This is a genomic window from Arthrobacter sp. PvP023 (assembly GCF_017832975.1).
Classification (GTDB): Bacteria; Actinomycetota; Actinomycetes; order Actinomycetales; family Micrococcaceae; genus Arthrobacter.
Genome location: NZ_JAFIBI010000001.1, coordinates 3,311,208 through 3,326,263, shown reverse-complemented (window position 1 = coordinate 3,326,263; position 15,056 = coordinate 3,311,208). Strand labels below are relative to the sequence as shown.

The following is a 15,056-nucleotide window of genomic DNA, read 5'->3' as shown; positions in this document are numbered from 1 at the left end:
TGCGCATGAGCGGTGCTTCATTGATTTCCCGGTTCGACGCCCTCCTGTCCGACCTTGACGGTGTTGTCTACGCCGGTCCCCACGCCATCCCGGGCGCCGTCGAGGCCCTCCGCCAACTGGCGGGTATCGACATCGGACTTGGCTACGTGACCAACAACGCGTCCCGGACCCCCGCCCAGGTGGCGGCGCACCTGCGTGAGCTTGGCGCGCCTGCCGAAGACGAGCAGGTGGTCAGTTCCTCGCAGGCTGCCGGCGAGCTGCTGGCGGGACTTCTTCCGGCGGGGGCGCGGGTCCTGGTGACCGGGAGCCCGGCGCTGGCGCATGAGGTGGAACTGGTTGGGCTGACACCCGTCCACAGTGCCAAGGACAACCCGGTGGCGGTGGTCCAGGGATTCAATCCCGAGATCGGCTGGAGGGACCTCGCTGAGGCTTCGTACGTCATCGCCGGCGGCGCCCTGTGGGTTGCCACCAACACGGACATGTCCATTCCGCAGGCCCGCGGCATCGCTCCGGGGAACGGAACCCTGGTGGCTGCCGTTGCTGCGGCCACCGGACAGCGGCCCCTGGTGGCCGGAAAGCCCGAGGCTCCGCTGTTCCGCACCGCCGCCAAACGGCTCACCTCCGACCGGCCGCTCGTCGTGGGCGACCGGCTGGACACCGACATCCTCGGCGGGAACAACGCCGGATTTGCCACGGTGGCAGTGCTCACCGGCGTCGACACCCGGGAATCCATCCTCGCCGCCCGCACGGCCGAGCGGCCGGACTTCCTCATCAACGACCTCAGCGATCTGTACCGCCCGTACCCCGCTGTGGAAGAGCACGACGGCGGCACGTTCCGTTGCGGTTCGGCCTCCGCCGTTGTGCGCGGAGAGACGGTCCACATCAGCGGAGTTCCGGGAGACCTCGACTCGTGGCGGGCAGCCTGCTCCGCGTGGTGGACGGCCAATCCGCAGGCGGAAACTGCCCTGACGCCGGCCATCGAGTGGCTGACGCACTAATCCGGATCACTAGACTGGACAGATGACCGAGCTGAACAACTTTCCGGAAGCCGGCCGCAGCATGAGACCGGTCGGCGACGCGTCAGTCGACGCTGCGCTGGACCGGCTGGCTGCCATTGAAGGGCTCCCGGTTGCCGGGCACGCCGATGCCTACGCGGCACTTCACGATGCCCTGCTGGATGCGCTCAACGACGACGATCCGTCCGCTGCGGGTGACAACTGAGGATGGCCAGGCTTGACCAAATGCTCGTCACCCGTGGGCTGGCGAGATCCCGCACCCACGCCGCGCGCCTGATCGCCGAAGGCAAAGTCAGCTCCGACGGCACCGTTCTCGCGAAAGCCTCCGCCCAGGTGGATGACCTCACGCCCCTGGACGTAGCCGATGACGGGCAGGACAGCTACGTGAGCCGGGCCGGCCACAAACTGGCCGGGGCACTGGAGGCCTTTCCGGAAGTCACGGCTCAAGGCAAGCGCTGCCTGGACGCCGGTGCGTCCACCGGCGGCTTTACCGAGGTCCTGCTCAGGCGGGGTGCGGACCATGTGGTGGCTGTCGACGTCGGACACGGCCAGCTGGTGCCCCAGCTCAGGGACGACCCCCGCGTGTCGGTGCACGAAGGCCTCAATGTTCGTTACATGACGCCGGACGAGATTGGCGGCCCGGCCGCGCTGACGGTCGCTGACCTGTCGTTCATATCGCTGACCCTGGTGTTGGAGCCGCTGGCGGCGTGCACGCATCCCGGTGGCGACCTGGTCCTGATGGTCAAGCCGCAGTTCGAGATCGGCAAGGACCGGCTGGGCCGCACCGGCGTGGTGAATTCCGAGCGTGAACGCCGGATGGCGGTAGAAAAAGTCGCCCATGCGGCGCTCGACGCCGGCCTCGAACTTCGCGGCCTCGCGGCAAGCCCCTTGCCCGGCCAGGACGGAAACGTCGAATACTTCCTGTGGATAAAGCGCAGGATCACCACAGACTTGCCTAAGATCGAAGAGCGGGACGCAGCCGTTGCTGCGTTGCTCGGAACAATCTGGCCGAACCACTAGAAAGCGGAACCCGATGAGCAGGCGTGTACTGGTCCTTGCCCACACCGGCCGCGAGGAATCACTGAAGGCTGCCTGGGAGGCGTGCATCCAGCTGCACGCCTCAGGCATTGTTCCGGTGATGCAAAAATCCGAACTCAAAGACATGGAGGGGTTTTTCGGGCGGCTCGAAGACCCCGTGGAGATCCTCCACGACCACATCCAGCTCCCCGACGTCGAGCTTGTGATGGTCCTGGGCGGCGACGGCACCATCCTCCGTGCCGCCGAACTGGTCCGGGAGGTGGACGTCCCGCTGCTGGGCGTTAACCTGGGCCATGTGGGCTTCCTCGCCGAGAGCGAGCGGGCGGACCTTGCGCAGACCGTCGAATGGATCGCCAGCCGCGACTATACGGTGGAAGAACGGATGACCATCGATGTCCAGGTCTGGGTCCGCGGACAAAAGATATGGCACACGTGGGCACTGAACGAGGCGGCCATCGAGAAAGGCAACCGGGAACGGATGCTCGAGGTGGTCACGGAAGTGGACGAGCGTCCGCTGACGTCGTTCGGCTGCGACGGCGTGGTGATGGCCACGCCCACCGGTTCGACGGCCTATGCCTTCTCGGCCGGCGGCCCCGTGGTCTGGCCGGAAGTGGAAGCCCTGGTGATCGTTCCCATCAGTGCCCACGCGCTGTTTGCCAAGCCGCTGGTGGTCTCGCCCCGGTCCAGGCTGGCCGTGGAGGTCCTGAACCGTACCGACGCCCAGGGTGTGCTGTGGTGCGACGGACGCCGGTCTGTGGACCTGCCGCCTGGCGCACGTGTTGAAGTGACCCGCTCGGCCACGCCCGTGCGGCTCGCGCGGACACACCAGACACCGTTCTCGGCGAGGTTGGTCCGAAAGTTCCAGCTCCCCATCCACGGGTGGCGCGGCCCCATGCCCCAGACCGAGTCCGTCCACACCGGCCCTGTACCCGTCATCCGTACCCCCAGGTCCATGGCGCCGCCTGCGGGTCCCCGGCTCGCCGGGACGTCCGAGACTGATCCGACGACTGCGAAGTGAATCATGCTTGAAGAACTGAGAATCCGCGACCTCGGCGTCATCACCGACGCAACCCTCCCGCTCGGCCCGGGCCTTAGCGTGGTGACCGGCGAAACCGGTGCCGGTAAGACCATGGTGGTCACCGCCGTCGGCCTCCTCTTGGGTGCCCGCTCGGATGCGGGCGCCGTGCGGAGCGGTGCGAAGAGCGCCTCGGCGGAAGCCGTCCTCAAATTGGACGCCGGGCACGCAGCGGTCGTACGCGCGTTGGAGGCGGGTGCTGAGGTGGAGGAGTTCGACGGCGGCGCTGAACTTATCCTTGCCCGGAGGCTGGGTGCGGATGGACGCAGCCGTGCCTACCTTGGCGGCCGCGCCGCCCCCGTGGGGGTCCTGGCGGAGATCGGCGAAAGCCTGGTGGTGGTCCACGGCCAGTCGGACCAGATCAGGCTGAAGGGGGCGCTTGCCCAGCGCGGTGCCTTGGACAAGTTTGCCGGCGACACCTTGGCCGGCCCGCTGGGTACCTACCAGGCCCTGTACAGCCACTGGAAAGCCAGCCAGGCGGAGCTGGACGCGCTGCGGGGCGCGGCTCGTGACAGGCTGCGGGAAGCAGAGTCGCTGGAGATCGCGCTGGCTGAAATCGATGAGGTGGACCCGCAACCGGGTGAGGACGAGTCCCTCAAGGCGGAGGCCGTGAAACTGGCCAACGTCGAAGAACTCCGGATTGCGGCGAACACCGCCCATCAGGCGCTCATCGCCGAGGACTACGGAGACGAAGGCGACGCCACCACGTTGGTGGATGCGGCGAAACGGACCCTGGAACATGTGGCCGAGCACGATGCCGAACTCGGCGCGGCAGCCGCCCGCCTGGCCGAGGTCGGCTTCCTGCTGAACGACATCGCCACGGAACTGGCGAGCTACCAGGCCGGGCTGGATTCAGAGGGGCCGGAGCGGCTCGCGGAGATCGAGGACCGACGGGCCGCGCTGGCCAAACTGGTCCGCAAGTATGCCCCCAGCATCGACGAGGTCCTGGTGTGGGCGGAGAACGCCCGCGTCCGGTTCGACGAACTGCAGGATGACTCCACCCGGATCGAGGCGCTGGACGCGGAAGTCGCCCGGACCGAGGCCGAGCTGAAGAAGCAGGCCGCCGCTATCAGCAAGGTCCGGGGCAAGGCCGCCAAAGATCTTTCTGCACGGGTCAGCGCCGAACTAAAGGCGCTGGCCATGGCCGACGCGACCCTGGTGATCACCATCGAGCCTGCCGCCCAGCTGATGCCGTACGGGGCGGACGAGATCTCGTTCCTGCTTCAGCCCCACTCCGGTGCGCCGGCCCGCCCGCTGGGCAAGGGTGCTTCCGGGGGCGAGCTGTCCCGCGTGATGCTGGCCATCGAGGTGGTGCTCGCCGCAGTGGATCCGGTGCCCACCTTTGTGTTCGACGAAGTGGACGCCGGCGTGGGCGGTCGGGCCGCCGTCGAGATCGGCCGCCGGCTGGCCATGCTGGCGCAGCATGTGCAGGTCCTGGTGGTCACGCACCTTCCTCAGGTTGCCGCGTTCGCTGACCAGCACATCACCGTCACTAAGACATCGGTCAGAGGGGCCGACGGCGGCACCGCCACCGGGTTCACATCCAGCGACGTGCGGCTCCTCGATGGCCCGGAAAGGGTCAAGGAGCTGGCCCGTATGCTTGCCGGCCAGGAAGATTCCGAAACAGCCCAGGCCCACGCCCAGGAGCTGCTGGACGACGCCAAGCTGCTGCCGCAGAGGGCCTGAACCGCACTGCGAGAACCGTCACATCGGCCGCCCGCCACCCGTGGTTTGCAGCTAAAACTTGATCAGGTTCCAGCGGCGGGGGAGACTGAGTCATTTGGGGAATCCGATTTTCGACCCGTGGAAGGCTCAAATGATGATAGGCTCGAATTCCGTGGTGCAGCGATCAAATTCCCGTGTAAATTCCCGGTTCCCGGGCTCGTCCAAGACGACCAAACACATCTTCGTCACCGGCGGTGTGGCGTCCTCGCTAGGCAAGGGACTGACGGCTTCGAGCCTCGGCCACCTGCTGCGGGCACGCGGTTTGTCTGTAACAATGCAGAAGCTCGATCCTTACCTGAACGTGGATCCGGGCACGATGAACCCCTTCCAGCACGGCGAAGTCTTCGTGACTGACGACGGTGCCGAGACTGACCTGGATGTCGGACACTACGAGCGCTTCCTCGATGAAAACCTTGAAGGCTCGGCCAACGTCACAACGGGCCAGGTCTACTCCACGGTCATCGCCAAGGAGCGCCGTGGCGAGTACCTCGGCGACACCGTCCAGGTCATCCCGCACATCACGGATGAGATCAAGCGCCGGATGCGGCTTCCTGCCGAGGGCAAGAACGCTCCGGACGTTATCATCACCGAGATCGGCGGCACGGTTGGCGACATCGAGTCGCAGCCCTTCCTCGAGTCAGCCCGCCAGGTGCGCCAGGACATCGGCCGCGGCAACGTCTTCTTCCTGCATGTGTCCCTGGTCCCGTACATCGGGCCGTCCCAGGAGCTGAAGACCAAGCCGACGCAGCATTCCGTTGCCGCGCTGCGTTCCATCGGCATTCAGCCCGAGGCGATCGTGATCCGTTCGGACCGCGAAGTCCCGCAGGCCATGCGTGACAAGATCGGCCGCATGTGCGACGTCGACATCGACGCCGTCATCGGCTGCCCGGATGCGCCGAGCATTTACGACATCCCCAAGACCCTCCACTCCCAGGGCCTGGACTCCTACATCGTCCGTGCACTGGACCTGCCGTTCAAGGATGTTGACTGGACCAGCTGGGACAAGCTGCTCGAAGCAGTCCACAACCCGAAGCACGAAGTGGAAATCGCCCTGGTCGGCAAGTACATCGACCTGCCGGACGCCTACCTTTCCGTCACCGAGGCCCTGCGCGCCGGCGGCTTCGCCAACGACACCAAGGTCAAGATCCGCTGGGTCCCCTCGGACGAATGCGAAACTCACGAAGGTGCCGTGAACTCGCTCTCCGGCGTGGACGCGATCTGCGTGCCCGGCGGGTTCGGCATCCGCGGCCTCGAAGGCAAGCTGGGCGCGCTCAAGTTTGCCCGCGAAACCAAGCTGCCGGTCCTGGGCCTGTGCCTGGGCCTCCAGTGCATGGTCATCGAATACGCCCGGAACGTGGTGGGCCTTGAGGGCGCATCGTCCAGCGAATTCGAACCGGACTCCAAGTACCCGGTCATCGCCACCATGGAAGAGCAGCTGGACATCGTTGACGGCAAGGGCGACCTCGGCGGCACCATGCGTCTTGGCCTCTACGAAGCCAAGCTGGACGAAGGTTCCGTCATTGCCGAGACCTACGGCACCACCAAGGTCAGCGAGCGGCACCGCCACCGCTACGAAGTCAACAACAAGTACCGCGACCAGATTGCAGCGAAGGGGCTCGTGTTCTCCGGAACGTCCCCGGACGGCAAGCTGGTGGAGTATGTTGAGCTTCCCCGCGAGGTCCACCCGTACTACGTCGCCACCCAGGCCCACCCGGAGCTGAGCTCCCGCCCCACCCGGCCGCATCCTTTGTTCGCGGGCCTGGTCAAGGCCGCGTTGGATCACCAGAAGGGCGGGGATCTGCTTCCCGGCGCCAACAGTGCGGAAGCAACCAGTGCGGAAGCACCGGCTGAGGCCAGCGGCTCCGCCCGCAAGGTCTCCGCCAAGTAGTCACCAACTAAATCAAAGGACGGCGCGATGCCCGGTATGCCTGAAACCCCCAATGCTGCACGGCAGGTTTCGGATGCGCCGAGCCCGCGCCGTCTTTTGTCGTCCCGGAAGGTGTACGAAGGCCGCATCTGGGACGTCGTCAGCGACAGTTTCCAGCTCAGCGAACACGGCGACGAACTGGTGCGCGACTACATCGACCACCCGGGTGCGGTGGCAGTCCTGCCGATGAACGATGCCGGCGAAGTTCTGCTGATGAAGCAGTACCGGCATCCCGTCGGCATGGACCTGTGGGAGATCCCGGCCGGCCTGCTGGACATTGAGGGCGAGGACTTCGTGGTGGGCGCCGCACGTGAGCTCGCCGAGGAGGCAGACCTGGTAGCCGGCAGCTGGAATGTGCTGGCCGACTTCTTCAACTCCCCGGGATCCTCGAGCGAGGCGATCCGCATTTACCTCGCCCGGGATTTGAGTGACGTGCCGGATCATGAACTCCACGTCCGAACGGATGAGGAAGCCGAGATAGAACTGCACTGGACACCGTTGGAGGAAGCGGTGGCGGCCGTTCTGGAGGGCCGGCTGCACAACCCGTCCGCCGTCGTCGGAATTCTTGCCGCCGCGGCAGCACGCGCGGACGACTTCGAGCATCTGCGTCCGGCAAACGCCCCCTGGCCCGCCCATCCCAGCCAGCGTTAATGGGCAGCACCGTCACTCCCGCGCCGGAACGTGCCGGTGCTGAACCAACGCGTGCAGAACCAACCCGTGCGGAGCCAACGCGTGCTGAACCAACCCGTGCCGGACAAACACAAAGCGAAGGTTCCGGCCGGCCACGCAACGCCATAGACCGCGCCGTGAACGACTACCTCCAGCACATGGGCGTGGAGCGTGGTCTGGCGGCGAACACGTTGTCCGCCTACCGCCGTGACCTTGCCCGGTACGCGAACTACCTCGCCGTATGCGGCCCGGAACGCCCGGGCGATGTCACCCGGCGGCACGTCACCGGGTTTGTGCAGGCATTGTCCGACGGTTCCGACGGCGGGACAGCACTCGGTGTCAGGTCCGCCGCCCGGACCGTCGTGGCGGTCCGCGGCCTCCATAAGTTCTGGGCGCTGGAAGGAATTACGACGGCGGATCCCGCCAGCGATGTCCACCCGCCCATGCCCGGCAAACGGCTGCCCAAGGCCATCAGTGTGGACGAAGTCACCCGGATCCTGGAAGCGGCCGGTACCGACACGGCTACAGGCTTGAGGGACCGGGCCCTGCTGGAGTTTCTCTATTCCACCGGTGCCCGCATCAGCGAGGCGGTGGGCCTGGACGTCGACGACATATCGCTCCAGACGGAGCAGGCCGGCCCGGCCATCGTCCGGCTCTTCGGCAAGGGGTCCAAGGAACGCCTGGTGCCGCTTGGGTCCTACGGAGCGCGTGCCCTTGACGCGTACCTGGTGCGCGGCCGGCCGCTGCTGGCCGCCAAAGGCAAGGGTACGCCGGCGCTGTTCCTGAACGCCCGCGGCGGCCGGATCAGCCGGCAGAGCGCGTGGACGATCCTCAAGGCTGCTGCAGACAAGGCCAACATCACCAAGGACGTTTCGCCCCACACGCTCCGCCACTCGTTCGCCACCCATCTCCTGGAAGGTGGTGCGGACGTGCGGGTGGTGCAGGAACTTCTCGGCCACGCCTCTGTCACCACCACCCAGGTCTACACGCTGGTGACGGCAGATACCCTGCGGGAGATTTACGCCGCGGCCCACCCGAGGGCGCTGGGCTGACCTGGCGGAGGAAATATTCTTCTGTCGAATGTAATAATTCCGCCCCCGCCAAACACTTAACTGTTAGCAGGTCGGTACGGGATTCCAGGGGGACGAATGTTGGGGGCACGGGAGCGCTCATTCACGGTTTTGCACTCGGAGCACTTCGGACGCATCTACCGGTATATCGCTTATCGAATCAACGATGCAGACCGGGCAGAGGAGCTCGCGGCAGATGTTTTCAGGATTGCCTGGGAGAAGGATCTCCCCGAGCAACCAGGGATTGGCTGGCTTGTTGCCGCCGCCCGGAACGTTGTGGCCAACGAGTACAAGGGCCGTCACCGTCAGCAGCTGCTGCGGCGAAGACTGCAGGACCAGGTAAGGGCCGCAGCGGCTACGAACGACAATGAATCCAACGCCGTGGCCGACGTCCTCGCAAAGCTGAACGACAAACAGCGCGAAGTGCTTATGCTCGCCTACTGGGACGGGCTGACAACAGCTGAACTCGCCGAAAGCCTGGGCTGCTCCCTCTCTGCTGCAGGCGTGCGCCTGCACCGGGCCAGGAAATCATTCGCCGGCATGGTCCCGGCACACCTGATGAACGAAAGGACGGCCTAGCCATGGATCGGATCGAACAGCTCATGAAAAACGCAAAACCGCAGATTCCCGGTACCCGGCCGCAGACCGTCCCGGCCAGCCCTGAGGTCCCCGAGGACAAACCAGAGGCACAGGCCGCCCACACGTTCTCCGGAACCTTCACCGACAGCGGCGGCGTCACTTCCCTGGACCGGGCACGGCAGTCCAAACGCCGCACGGCTATCCGCACAGTCGTCGCGGCATTGGCGGCGGCAGCAGTAGTTACCCTCGCGGTGGTGGCCGGCAACATGGGGTCCATCAACTCTCCGGCGCCAGGACCTGCCGCCAGCAACACCGGCAGCACTTCAGCTCCCTCGTCCGGGCCGTCCGCAAGCAGTTCGGCCGCGGCAGCCGACACTCCTAAACCGTCCGCTTCGGCAGTGCCGCCGCCGGCACCCTCCGAACCGGACGTGGGCTGGCAGGCGTTTACAAGCGCGAACGGAAAAGTCACCTTTGACCACCCTGCCAGCTGGGATGTCGTTCCGCTGTCTGGGGATGCCGACGGCAACGCAGTGAGGCTCGAGGTCACCGACGATGCCGGCATGTTTGTCGCGGAACTCGTCTATGGGGTCCACGGTGGCCTCGGTGGAGGATGTGAAGGGCCTCGCCCCTATTCCGTGCTCGATACCGAAGAGATGCAACTGCCTTACAACCCCGGTAGAAGCGACGTCACTCCGAGATTCATTTTCCGGGCCGTCGAAACAGGCTCCGGAGTCAATGCCTCATTGGGCATCACATCCACCAGGGCCGGCGTCGATGGAAAGTCGTGCATGTTCTACAACGTGGTCAACGGGCCGGAAGAATCTCCCACGTACATGTTCGCTGACGCCGTGCAGGTGAACTCTGCTCCTTTGCCTGACGACGCACCGGGGGTAAAGGAGTTTGCCACTGTCGGTGACGCACAGGCGTATATGAAGACACCTGGCTACCTCAACGCCAGGCGCATGATCACGTCGCTGCAGATCAACGCCGGCTGAGGTCAACACAGCTAGTCTGGTGTCCATGACCTCGACGCCCGTAACCCTCTGCTTCCTGCTCCGGGACTGGCCCGACGGCCGAACGGAAGTCCTTCTCGGCCTCAAGAAGACCGGCTTCGGCAGGGGCAAGATCGTGGGGCTGGGCGGTCATGTGGAGCCGGGGGAGAGCCACGCCGAAGCCGCCTGCCGGGAGGTCCAGGAAGAGTCCGGCGTCATAGTGCTCGAGCGGGACCTGCGCCCTGCCGGCGTGGTGGAGTTTGTCTTTCCCCACCGCCCGGAATGGAACATGCACACCACCCTGTTCACCACCCGCCGGTGGCAGGGCGAGCCGGTGGAAAGTCCGGAGATCGACCCCGAATGGTTTGATGTACTGTCGCTGCCGGTGGACAGCATGTGGCAGGACGCGGACCACTGGCTGCCGCCGGTACTGGAAGGCGGGACGGTGGACATCGTGGTCACCCTCAACGCCGACAACGAAACGGTGGCCTCTTCAGTGAGCGTCTTGCGGACCCTGTAACCACCAAGAACGACGGCGGGCTGGCCACCTGTGAAAAGGTGACCAGCCCGCCGTCGTAAACTCCCGGGGTTGCGGAATTACGGCAGGTGCCGTTCTTCCACGCCGTTGTACTCGCTCAACGGACGGATCAGGGAGTTGGATTCCAGCTGCTCCATGATGTGCGCGGTCCAGCCGGTGATGCGGCTGGCGACGAACAGCGGAGTGAACGTGGCGGTGTCGAAACCCATGAGGTGGTAGGTGGGGCCGGTGGGGTAGTCAAGGTTGGGCTTGATTCCCTTGGCCTCGTCCATGGCGCTTTCCAGGCCGTTGTAGAGCCCCAGGAGCTCCGGCCGGCCGTAGTGGGCAATCATCTTGTCCAGTGCGGCCTTCATGGTGGGGACGCGGGAGTCGCCGTGTTTGTAGACGCGGTGGCCGAAGCCCATGACCTTCTTCTTCTTCGCCAGGGCATCCTCCATCCAGGCCTTGGCCCGGGCGGCGGCGTCCTCCAGGGATTCCTCGGAGCGTATGCCGATCTCATCGAAGGTGTGCATGACTGCTTCATTGGCGCCGCCATGGAGCGCACCCTTGAGGGCACCGATGGCTCCGGTCACGGCCGAATGCAGGTCTGACAGCGTGGATGTGATCACCCGGGCAGTAAACGTGGAGGCGTTGAAGGAGTGCTCCGCGTACAGAATCATGGACACGTTGAACGCGTCCACGACCTCGGGCACCTGCTCTTCACCGAAGGTCATCCAGAGGAAGTTGGCGTCGTATCCCAGATCGTCACGGGGCTCCACCAGTTCCAGGCCATGGCGGCGGCGCTGGTCGTAAGCCACCACGGCTGGCATGGCGGCGAACAGGTCGATGGCCTTCTGCATATTTGCCTCGCGCGAGGAGTCCTCGGCAAGTTCATGCCGCGCTCCCATCACGGACGCCGCTGTCCGGCAGACGTCCATCGGGTGGGAGGTGATGGGCAGCGCGTCGATCACCTGCTTGACCACCGGATCCAGCCGGCGCCCCGCCTTTTCCTTGGCCGTGAACCCGGCCAGCTGCTCCGGCGTGGGCAGTTCACCGTTCCAGAGCAGGTAGGCCACTTCCTCGAAGCTGCACTTGGCTGCGAGTTCCTGGACCGGGTAGCCGCGGTAGAGCAGCGAATTGGTGTCGGGGTTGACCTTGGACACCGCGGTGTAGTCCACCACGACGCCGGCGAGGCCCTTTTTGATCTCATTTTCAGCCATGCTGAAACTCCTTCGTTCCTTATGCTGTGTGCCGGCCGGAGCCGGAAGTCCGGATAAATAGGGGGTCAGTTGGTGCCGGGAATCCTGAAATTGAAGACCCCGGTGTCAAAGCGGTTGTAGGCCTCGTAGTCCACCAGGTCGTACAGCCGCGCACGGGTCAGCATGCTCTCTACCTGTGCCTCCTGGGTGCCGTCGGACTTGATCGATTCCAGAGTACGCTCAGCTGCCCCCATGGCACTACGGAGCAGCGTGACCGGGTAGATGACCATGTTGACGCCCACGCCCTGGAGTTGCTCCACGGTGAAAAGCTCGCTCTGGCCAAACTCGGTCATGTTGGCGAGGATGGGCACGTCCACTGCGTCGCGGATGGCCTGGAACTCGCTGAGGTCCTTCATGGCCTCCGGGAAGATGGCGTCCGCCCCGGCCTCGACGAGCGCCTTCGCACGCTCCTGCGCCGCTTCCAGCCCGTCCGTGGCGCGGATGTCGGTCCTGGCCATTATGAGGAAGTTGGGGTCCCGGCGGGCGTCGGCTGCGGCGCGGATGCGCTTGGTGGCGGTGTCCAGGTCCACCACGTTCTTGCCGTCCAGGTGGCCGCACCTCTTGGGGTTGAACTGGTCTTCGATGTGCAGGCCGGCGAGGCCTGCGTTCTCGATTTCCTGCACCGAGCGGGCCACGTTCATGGGCTCGCCGAAGCCCGTGTCGGCGTCCACAATGCTGGGCAGGTCGGTCATCCGGGCAATTTGCCCGGCACGCGTTGCCACCTCGGTGAGCGTGGTCAGCCCGATGTCCGGCAGGCCCAGGTCATTGGCCAGGACGGCGCCGGAGATGTAAACCCCGGCGAAGCCCTTCTCCTCGATGAGCCGGGCCGAGAGCGGGTTGAAGGCCCCCGGGAACTGCTGGATCGAGCCGGACGCCAGGAGCTCGCGGAACCGGATCCGCTTCTGCTCCGGGGTGACCTTCGAATACAGCATTAGAAAAGTCCCTTCGGCGCGGCAGCGAGGTCGATCACGCCGTCGGCTGCCTTGATGTTCAGCTGGTCCAGTTCGCCGGCGGCCAGTTCCGGGAGCCGGGCTGCTGCGGCAAGGAACCGTTCGATCTCCTCTTCGGCGACGAGGCCGGCCGCGAGGGTGCGGAACTTGTTGACGTACTGCTCTCGGGCGAACGGCCGGGCACCCAGCGGGTGGGCGTCGGCGACGGCGATCTCGTCGGTAACGACAGTGCCGTCGTTGAGCGTGATTTCAACGGATCCGCCGAACGCCTTCTCCGCGATGTCGAGGGAGTGGTAGCGGCGGGTCCATTCCGGGTCCTCCACCGTGGTGACCTTGTGCCACAGCTCCACGGTGTCGGGGCGCGCGGCCCGCTCCGGGGCGTAGGAGTCCACATGGTGCCAGGCGCCGTCCTGCAACGCGACCGTGAAGATGTACGGGATCGAGTGGTCCAGTGTTTCGCGGGACGCGGTGGGGCTGTACTTCTGCGGGTCGTTGGCGCCGGAGCCGATCACGTAATGGGTGTGGTGGCTGGTCTTGATCAGCACCGACTTCACGTTGGCCGGGTCGGTGACCTCGGGGCGCTCGCCGTGCAGCTTCCGGGCGAGGTCGATCCAGGCCTGGGCCTGGTACTCGGCGGAGTGTTCCTTGGTGTACGTGTCCAGGATGGCGCGCTTGGCTTCGCCGGGAGTCGGCAGCGGCACCATGTAGGAAGCCTCGGGGCCGTCCAGCATCCAGGCGATGACGCCGTCTTCCCCTTCGTAGATCGGGACCGGCGACGTCTGGCCGCGCATGGAGCGGTCCGCGGCTTCGACGGCCATCTTGCCGGCGAAGGCCGGTGCGTGCGCCTTCCAGGTGGAAATCTCACCCTTGCGCGACTGGCGCGTAGCGGTGGTGGTGTGCAGGGCCTGGCCCACGGACTGGAAGATGGTCTCGACGTCGAGCCCGAGGAGGGTGCCGATGCCGGCGGCGGCGGAGGGGCCGAGATGGGCCACGTGGTCGATCTTGTGCTTGTGCAGGCAGATGGCCTTGACCAGGTTCACCTGGATTTCGTAGCCGGTGGCGATGCCGCGGATGAGGTCGTGTCCGCTGGAGCCGACGTGCTGGGCGACAGCGAGGATCGGCGGGATGTTGTCGCCGGGGTGGGAGTAGTCCGCGGCCAGGAAGGTGTCGTGGTAGTCGAGTTCACGGACAGCGACGCCGTTGGCCCAGGCGGCCCATTCCGGTGCCACGCGTTCGTCGATGCCGAAGACCTTGGATCCCTTGCCGCCGGTGGTGGGTCCGTGGGTCAGTGCCTGCGCGCGGGCCGCAACGATGGGGGCCCGGTTCAGGGAGGCGATGGCCACGGAGGCGTTGTCGATCACCCGGTTGATCACCATGTCGGTGACTTCGTCCGTGACGGCGACGGGATCGGTGGCAACCTTGGCGATCTTGTAGGCGAGCTGGTCCTCGCGGGGCAGGTTTTCCTCGCTCTTGTAAACGCGGACGTGGTGTTCCTTGACCATGGTGCTCCTTTTAGTGAGGTGTATGCGTGACTTTGACGTGGGAAAGACTTCGGTGCAGGTGAAGGGTGGTGGCCGCTTCGGCCAGCCGGGGATTGCCCGCGGCAATCGCTTCCGCGATGGCGGCGTGCTCGGCGGCGGCCGCGGTGAGCCGTTGGGTGTCGTCGGCGGCCAGGCGGCGGACCCGGACCAGGTGCACGCGCAGGCTGCGCATGGCCTGGGCCAGATAGGAGTTGGAAATCGCCGCGTCGATGGCGGCGTCGAGACGGCCCGCGAGCTCGTAGTAAGCATGGCGGCCGGGATCGCTGCCGTTGATCAGCTCCGGAGCCTGGAGGAGCTCAAGGCGGAGCTGTTCGAAGGTTGCGGAGTCGCCGCGCTCGGCGGCCAGGGCGGCCGCCTTGCCTTCGAGGGTTTCGCGCAGTTCGAACAGCTCGTCGATGTCGTCAAGCGAAATATCGGTGACGACGACGCCGCGGCCGCCTGCCGTCGTCGTCAGGCCCTCCGCGGTGAGCCGGCTCAGGGCCTCCCGGAGAGGTGTGCGGGAGATCCCCAGCCGCTCGGACTGCTCCACTTCCGCGAGGACAGTCCCGGGCAGGAGGCGCCATTCGATGATGTCATCGCGCAATGCCGCATAGGCCCTGTCGCTGGCGCGCATCTTTGCCTCCTTCAGTGGTTGACGCTCCCCAGTGTATACACGGAGGGCTCGATTGCCCAGTAATTGCCCTAAAATCTTGATTTGG

15 protein-coding genes are annotated in these 15,056 nt (G+C 65.7%); 11 read left to right on the top strand and 4 right to left on the bottom strand.

Features of this window, described 5'->3' with window-relative positions:
- Nucleotides 1-5 precede the first annotated feature (5 nt).
- The 11 genes from JOE31_RS15275 to JOE31_RS15225 all read left to right on the top strand — a co-directional run bounded on the left by JOE31_RS15275 (nucleotide 6) and on the right by JOE31_RS15225 (nucleotide 10,611).
- Nucleotides 6-998 carry an HAD-IIA family hydrolase gene (locus tag JOE31_RS15275; protein WP_209746073.1) on the top strand — a complete coding sequence of 331 codons (993 nt, stop codon included), beginning with the start codon at nucleotides 6-8 and terminating at the stop codon, nucleotides 996-998.
- Between the two features lie 22 nt (nucleotides 999-1,020).
- The gene (locus JOE31_RS15270) at nucleotides 1,021-1,221 is read left to right on the top strand and encodes a hypothetical protein (protein ID WP_209746071.1); all 201 of its coding nucleotides are present in this window, start codon (nucleotides 1,021-1,023) and stop codon (nucleotides 1,219-1,221) included.
- A 2-nt stretch (nucleotides 1,222-1,223) separates the two neighbouring features.
- A complete protein-coding gene (locus JOE31_RS15265) occupies nucleotides 1,224-2,036 on the top strand; it encodes a TlyA family RNA methyltransferase (protein ID WP_209746069.1) in 813 nt (270 codons plus the stop codon).
- Nucleotides 2,037-2,049: 13 nt separating this feature from the next.
- Nucleotides 2,050-3,072: an NAD kinase gene (locus JOE31_RS15260; protein WP_209746067.1), complete on the top strand. Its 1,023-nt coding sequence runs from the start codon at nucleotides 2,050-2,052 to the stop codon at nucleotides 3,070-3,072.
- A gap of 3 nt (nucleotides 3,073-3,075) precedes the next feature.
- A complete protein-coding gene (gene recN / locus JOE31_RS15255; RefSeq protein ID WP_209746065.1) occupies nucleotides 3,076-4,815 on the top strand; it encodes a DNA repair protein RecN in 1,740 nt (579 codons plus the stop codon).
- A gap of 133 nt (nucleotides 4,816-4,948) precedes the next feature.
- Nucleotides 4,949-6,742 carry a CTP synthase gene (locus JOE31_RS15250; RefSeq protein ID WP_209748483.1) on the top strand — a complete coding sequence of 598 codons (1,794 nt, stop codon included), beginning with the start codon at nucleotides 4,949-4,951 and terminating at the stop codon, nucleotides 6,740-6,742.
- A 27-nt stretch (nucleotides 6,743-6,769) separates the two neighbouring features.
- Complete coding sequence (locus tag JOE31_RS15245) at nucleotides 6,770-7,432, top strand: NUDIX hydrolase (protein ID WP_209746064.1); 663 nt, start codon at nucleotides 6,770-6,772, stop codon at nucleotides 7,430-7,432.
- Nucleotides 7,432-8,502 (top strand): site-specific tyrosine recombinase XerD, encoded by a 1,071-nt coding sequence (xerD, locus tag JOE31_RS15240; protein WP_209746062.1) that lies wholly within the window; start codon nucleotides 7,432-7,434, stop codon nucleotides 8,500-8,502. The genes JOE31_RS15245 and xerD overlap by 1 nt, the downstream gene beginning before the upstream one ends.
- Nucleotides 8,503-8,598: 96 nt before the next feature.
- Entirely contained in the window at nucleotides 8,599-9,099 is a 501-nt protein-coding gene (locus JOE31_RS15235) for an RNA polymerase sigma factor (protein ID WP_209746060.1), read from the top strand.
- A gap of 2 nt (nucleotides 9,100-9,101) precedes the next feature.
- Complete coding sequence (locus tag JOE31_RS15230; RefSeq protein WP_209746059.1) at nucleotides 9,102-10,094, top strand: hypothetical protein; 993 nt, start codon at nucleotides 9,102-9,104, stop codon at nucleotides 10,092-10,094.
- Between the two features lie 25 nt (nucleotides 10,095-10,119).
- Entirely contained in the window at nucleotides 10,120-10,611 is a 492-nt protein-coding gene (locus JOE31_RS15225) for an 8-oxo-dGTP diphosphatase (RefSeq protein ID WP_209746057.1), read from the top strand.
- 77 nt (nucleotides 10,612-10,688) lie between these two features.
- Here JOE31_RS15225 and JOE31_RS15220 read toward each other — a convergent pair whose 3' ends face one another.
- The 4 genes from JOE31_RS15220 to JOE31_RS15205 all read right to left on the bottom strand — a co-directional run bounded on the left by JOE31_RS15220 (nucleotide 10,689) and on the right by JOE31_RS15205 (nucleotide 14,971).
- Complete coding sequence (locus JOE31_RS15220) at nucleotides 10,689-11,828, bottom strand: bifunctional 2-methylcitrate synthase/citrate synthase (protein WP_209746055.1); 1,140 nt, start codon at nucleotides 11,826-11,828, stop codon at nucleotides 10,689-10,691.
- Between the two features lie 65 nt (nucleotides 11,829-11,893).
- Nucleotides 11,894-12,799, bottom strand: a complete 906-nt coding sequence (prpB, locus tag JOE31_RS15215) for a methylisocitrate lyase (protein WP_209746053.1) — start codon at nucleotides 12,797-12,799, stop codon at nucleotides 11,894-11,896.
- The gene (locus JOE31_RS15210; RefSeq protein WP_209746051.1) at nucleotides 12,799-14,319 is read right to left on the bottom strand and encodes an MmgE/PrpD family protein; all 1,521 of its coding nucleotides are present in this window, start codon (nucleotides 14,317-14,319) and stop codon (nucleotides 12,799-12,801) included. The genes prpB and JOE31_RS15210 overlap by 1 nt, the downstream gene beginning before the upstream one ends.
- Nucleotides 14,320-14,329: 10 nt before the next feature.
- Nucleotides 14,330-14,971: a GntR family transcriptional regulator gene (locus JOE31_RS15205; protein ID WP_104175530.1), complete on the bottom strand. Its 642-nt coding sequence runs from the start codon at nucleotides 14,969-14,971 to the stop codon at nucleotides 14,330-14,332.
- Between the last annotated feature and the right edge of the window lie 85 nt (nucleotides 14,972-15,056).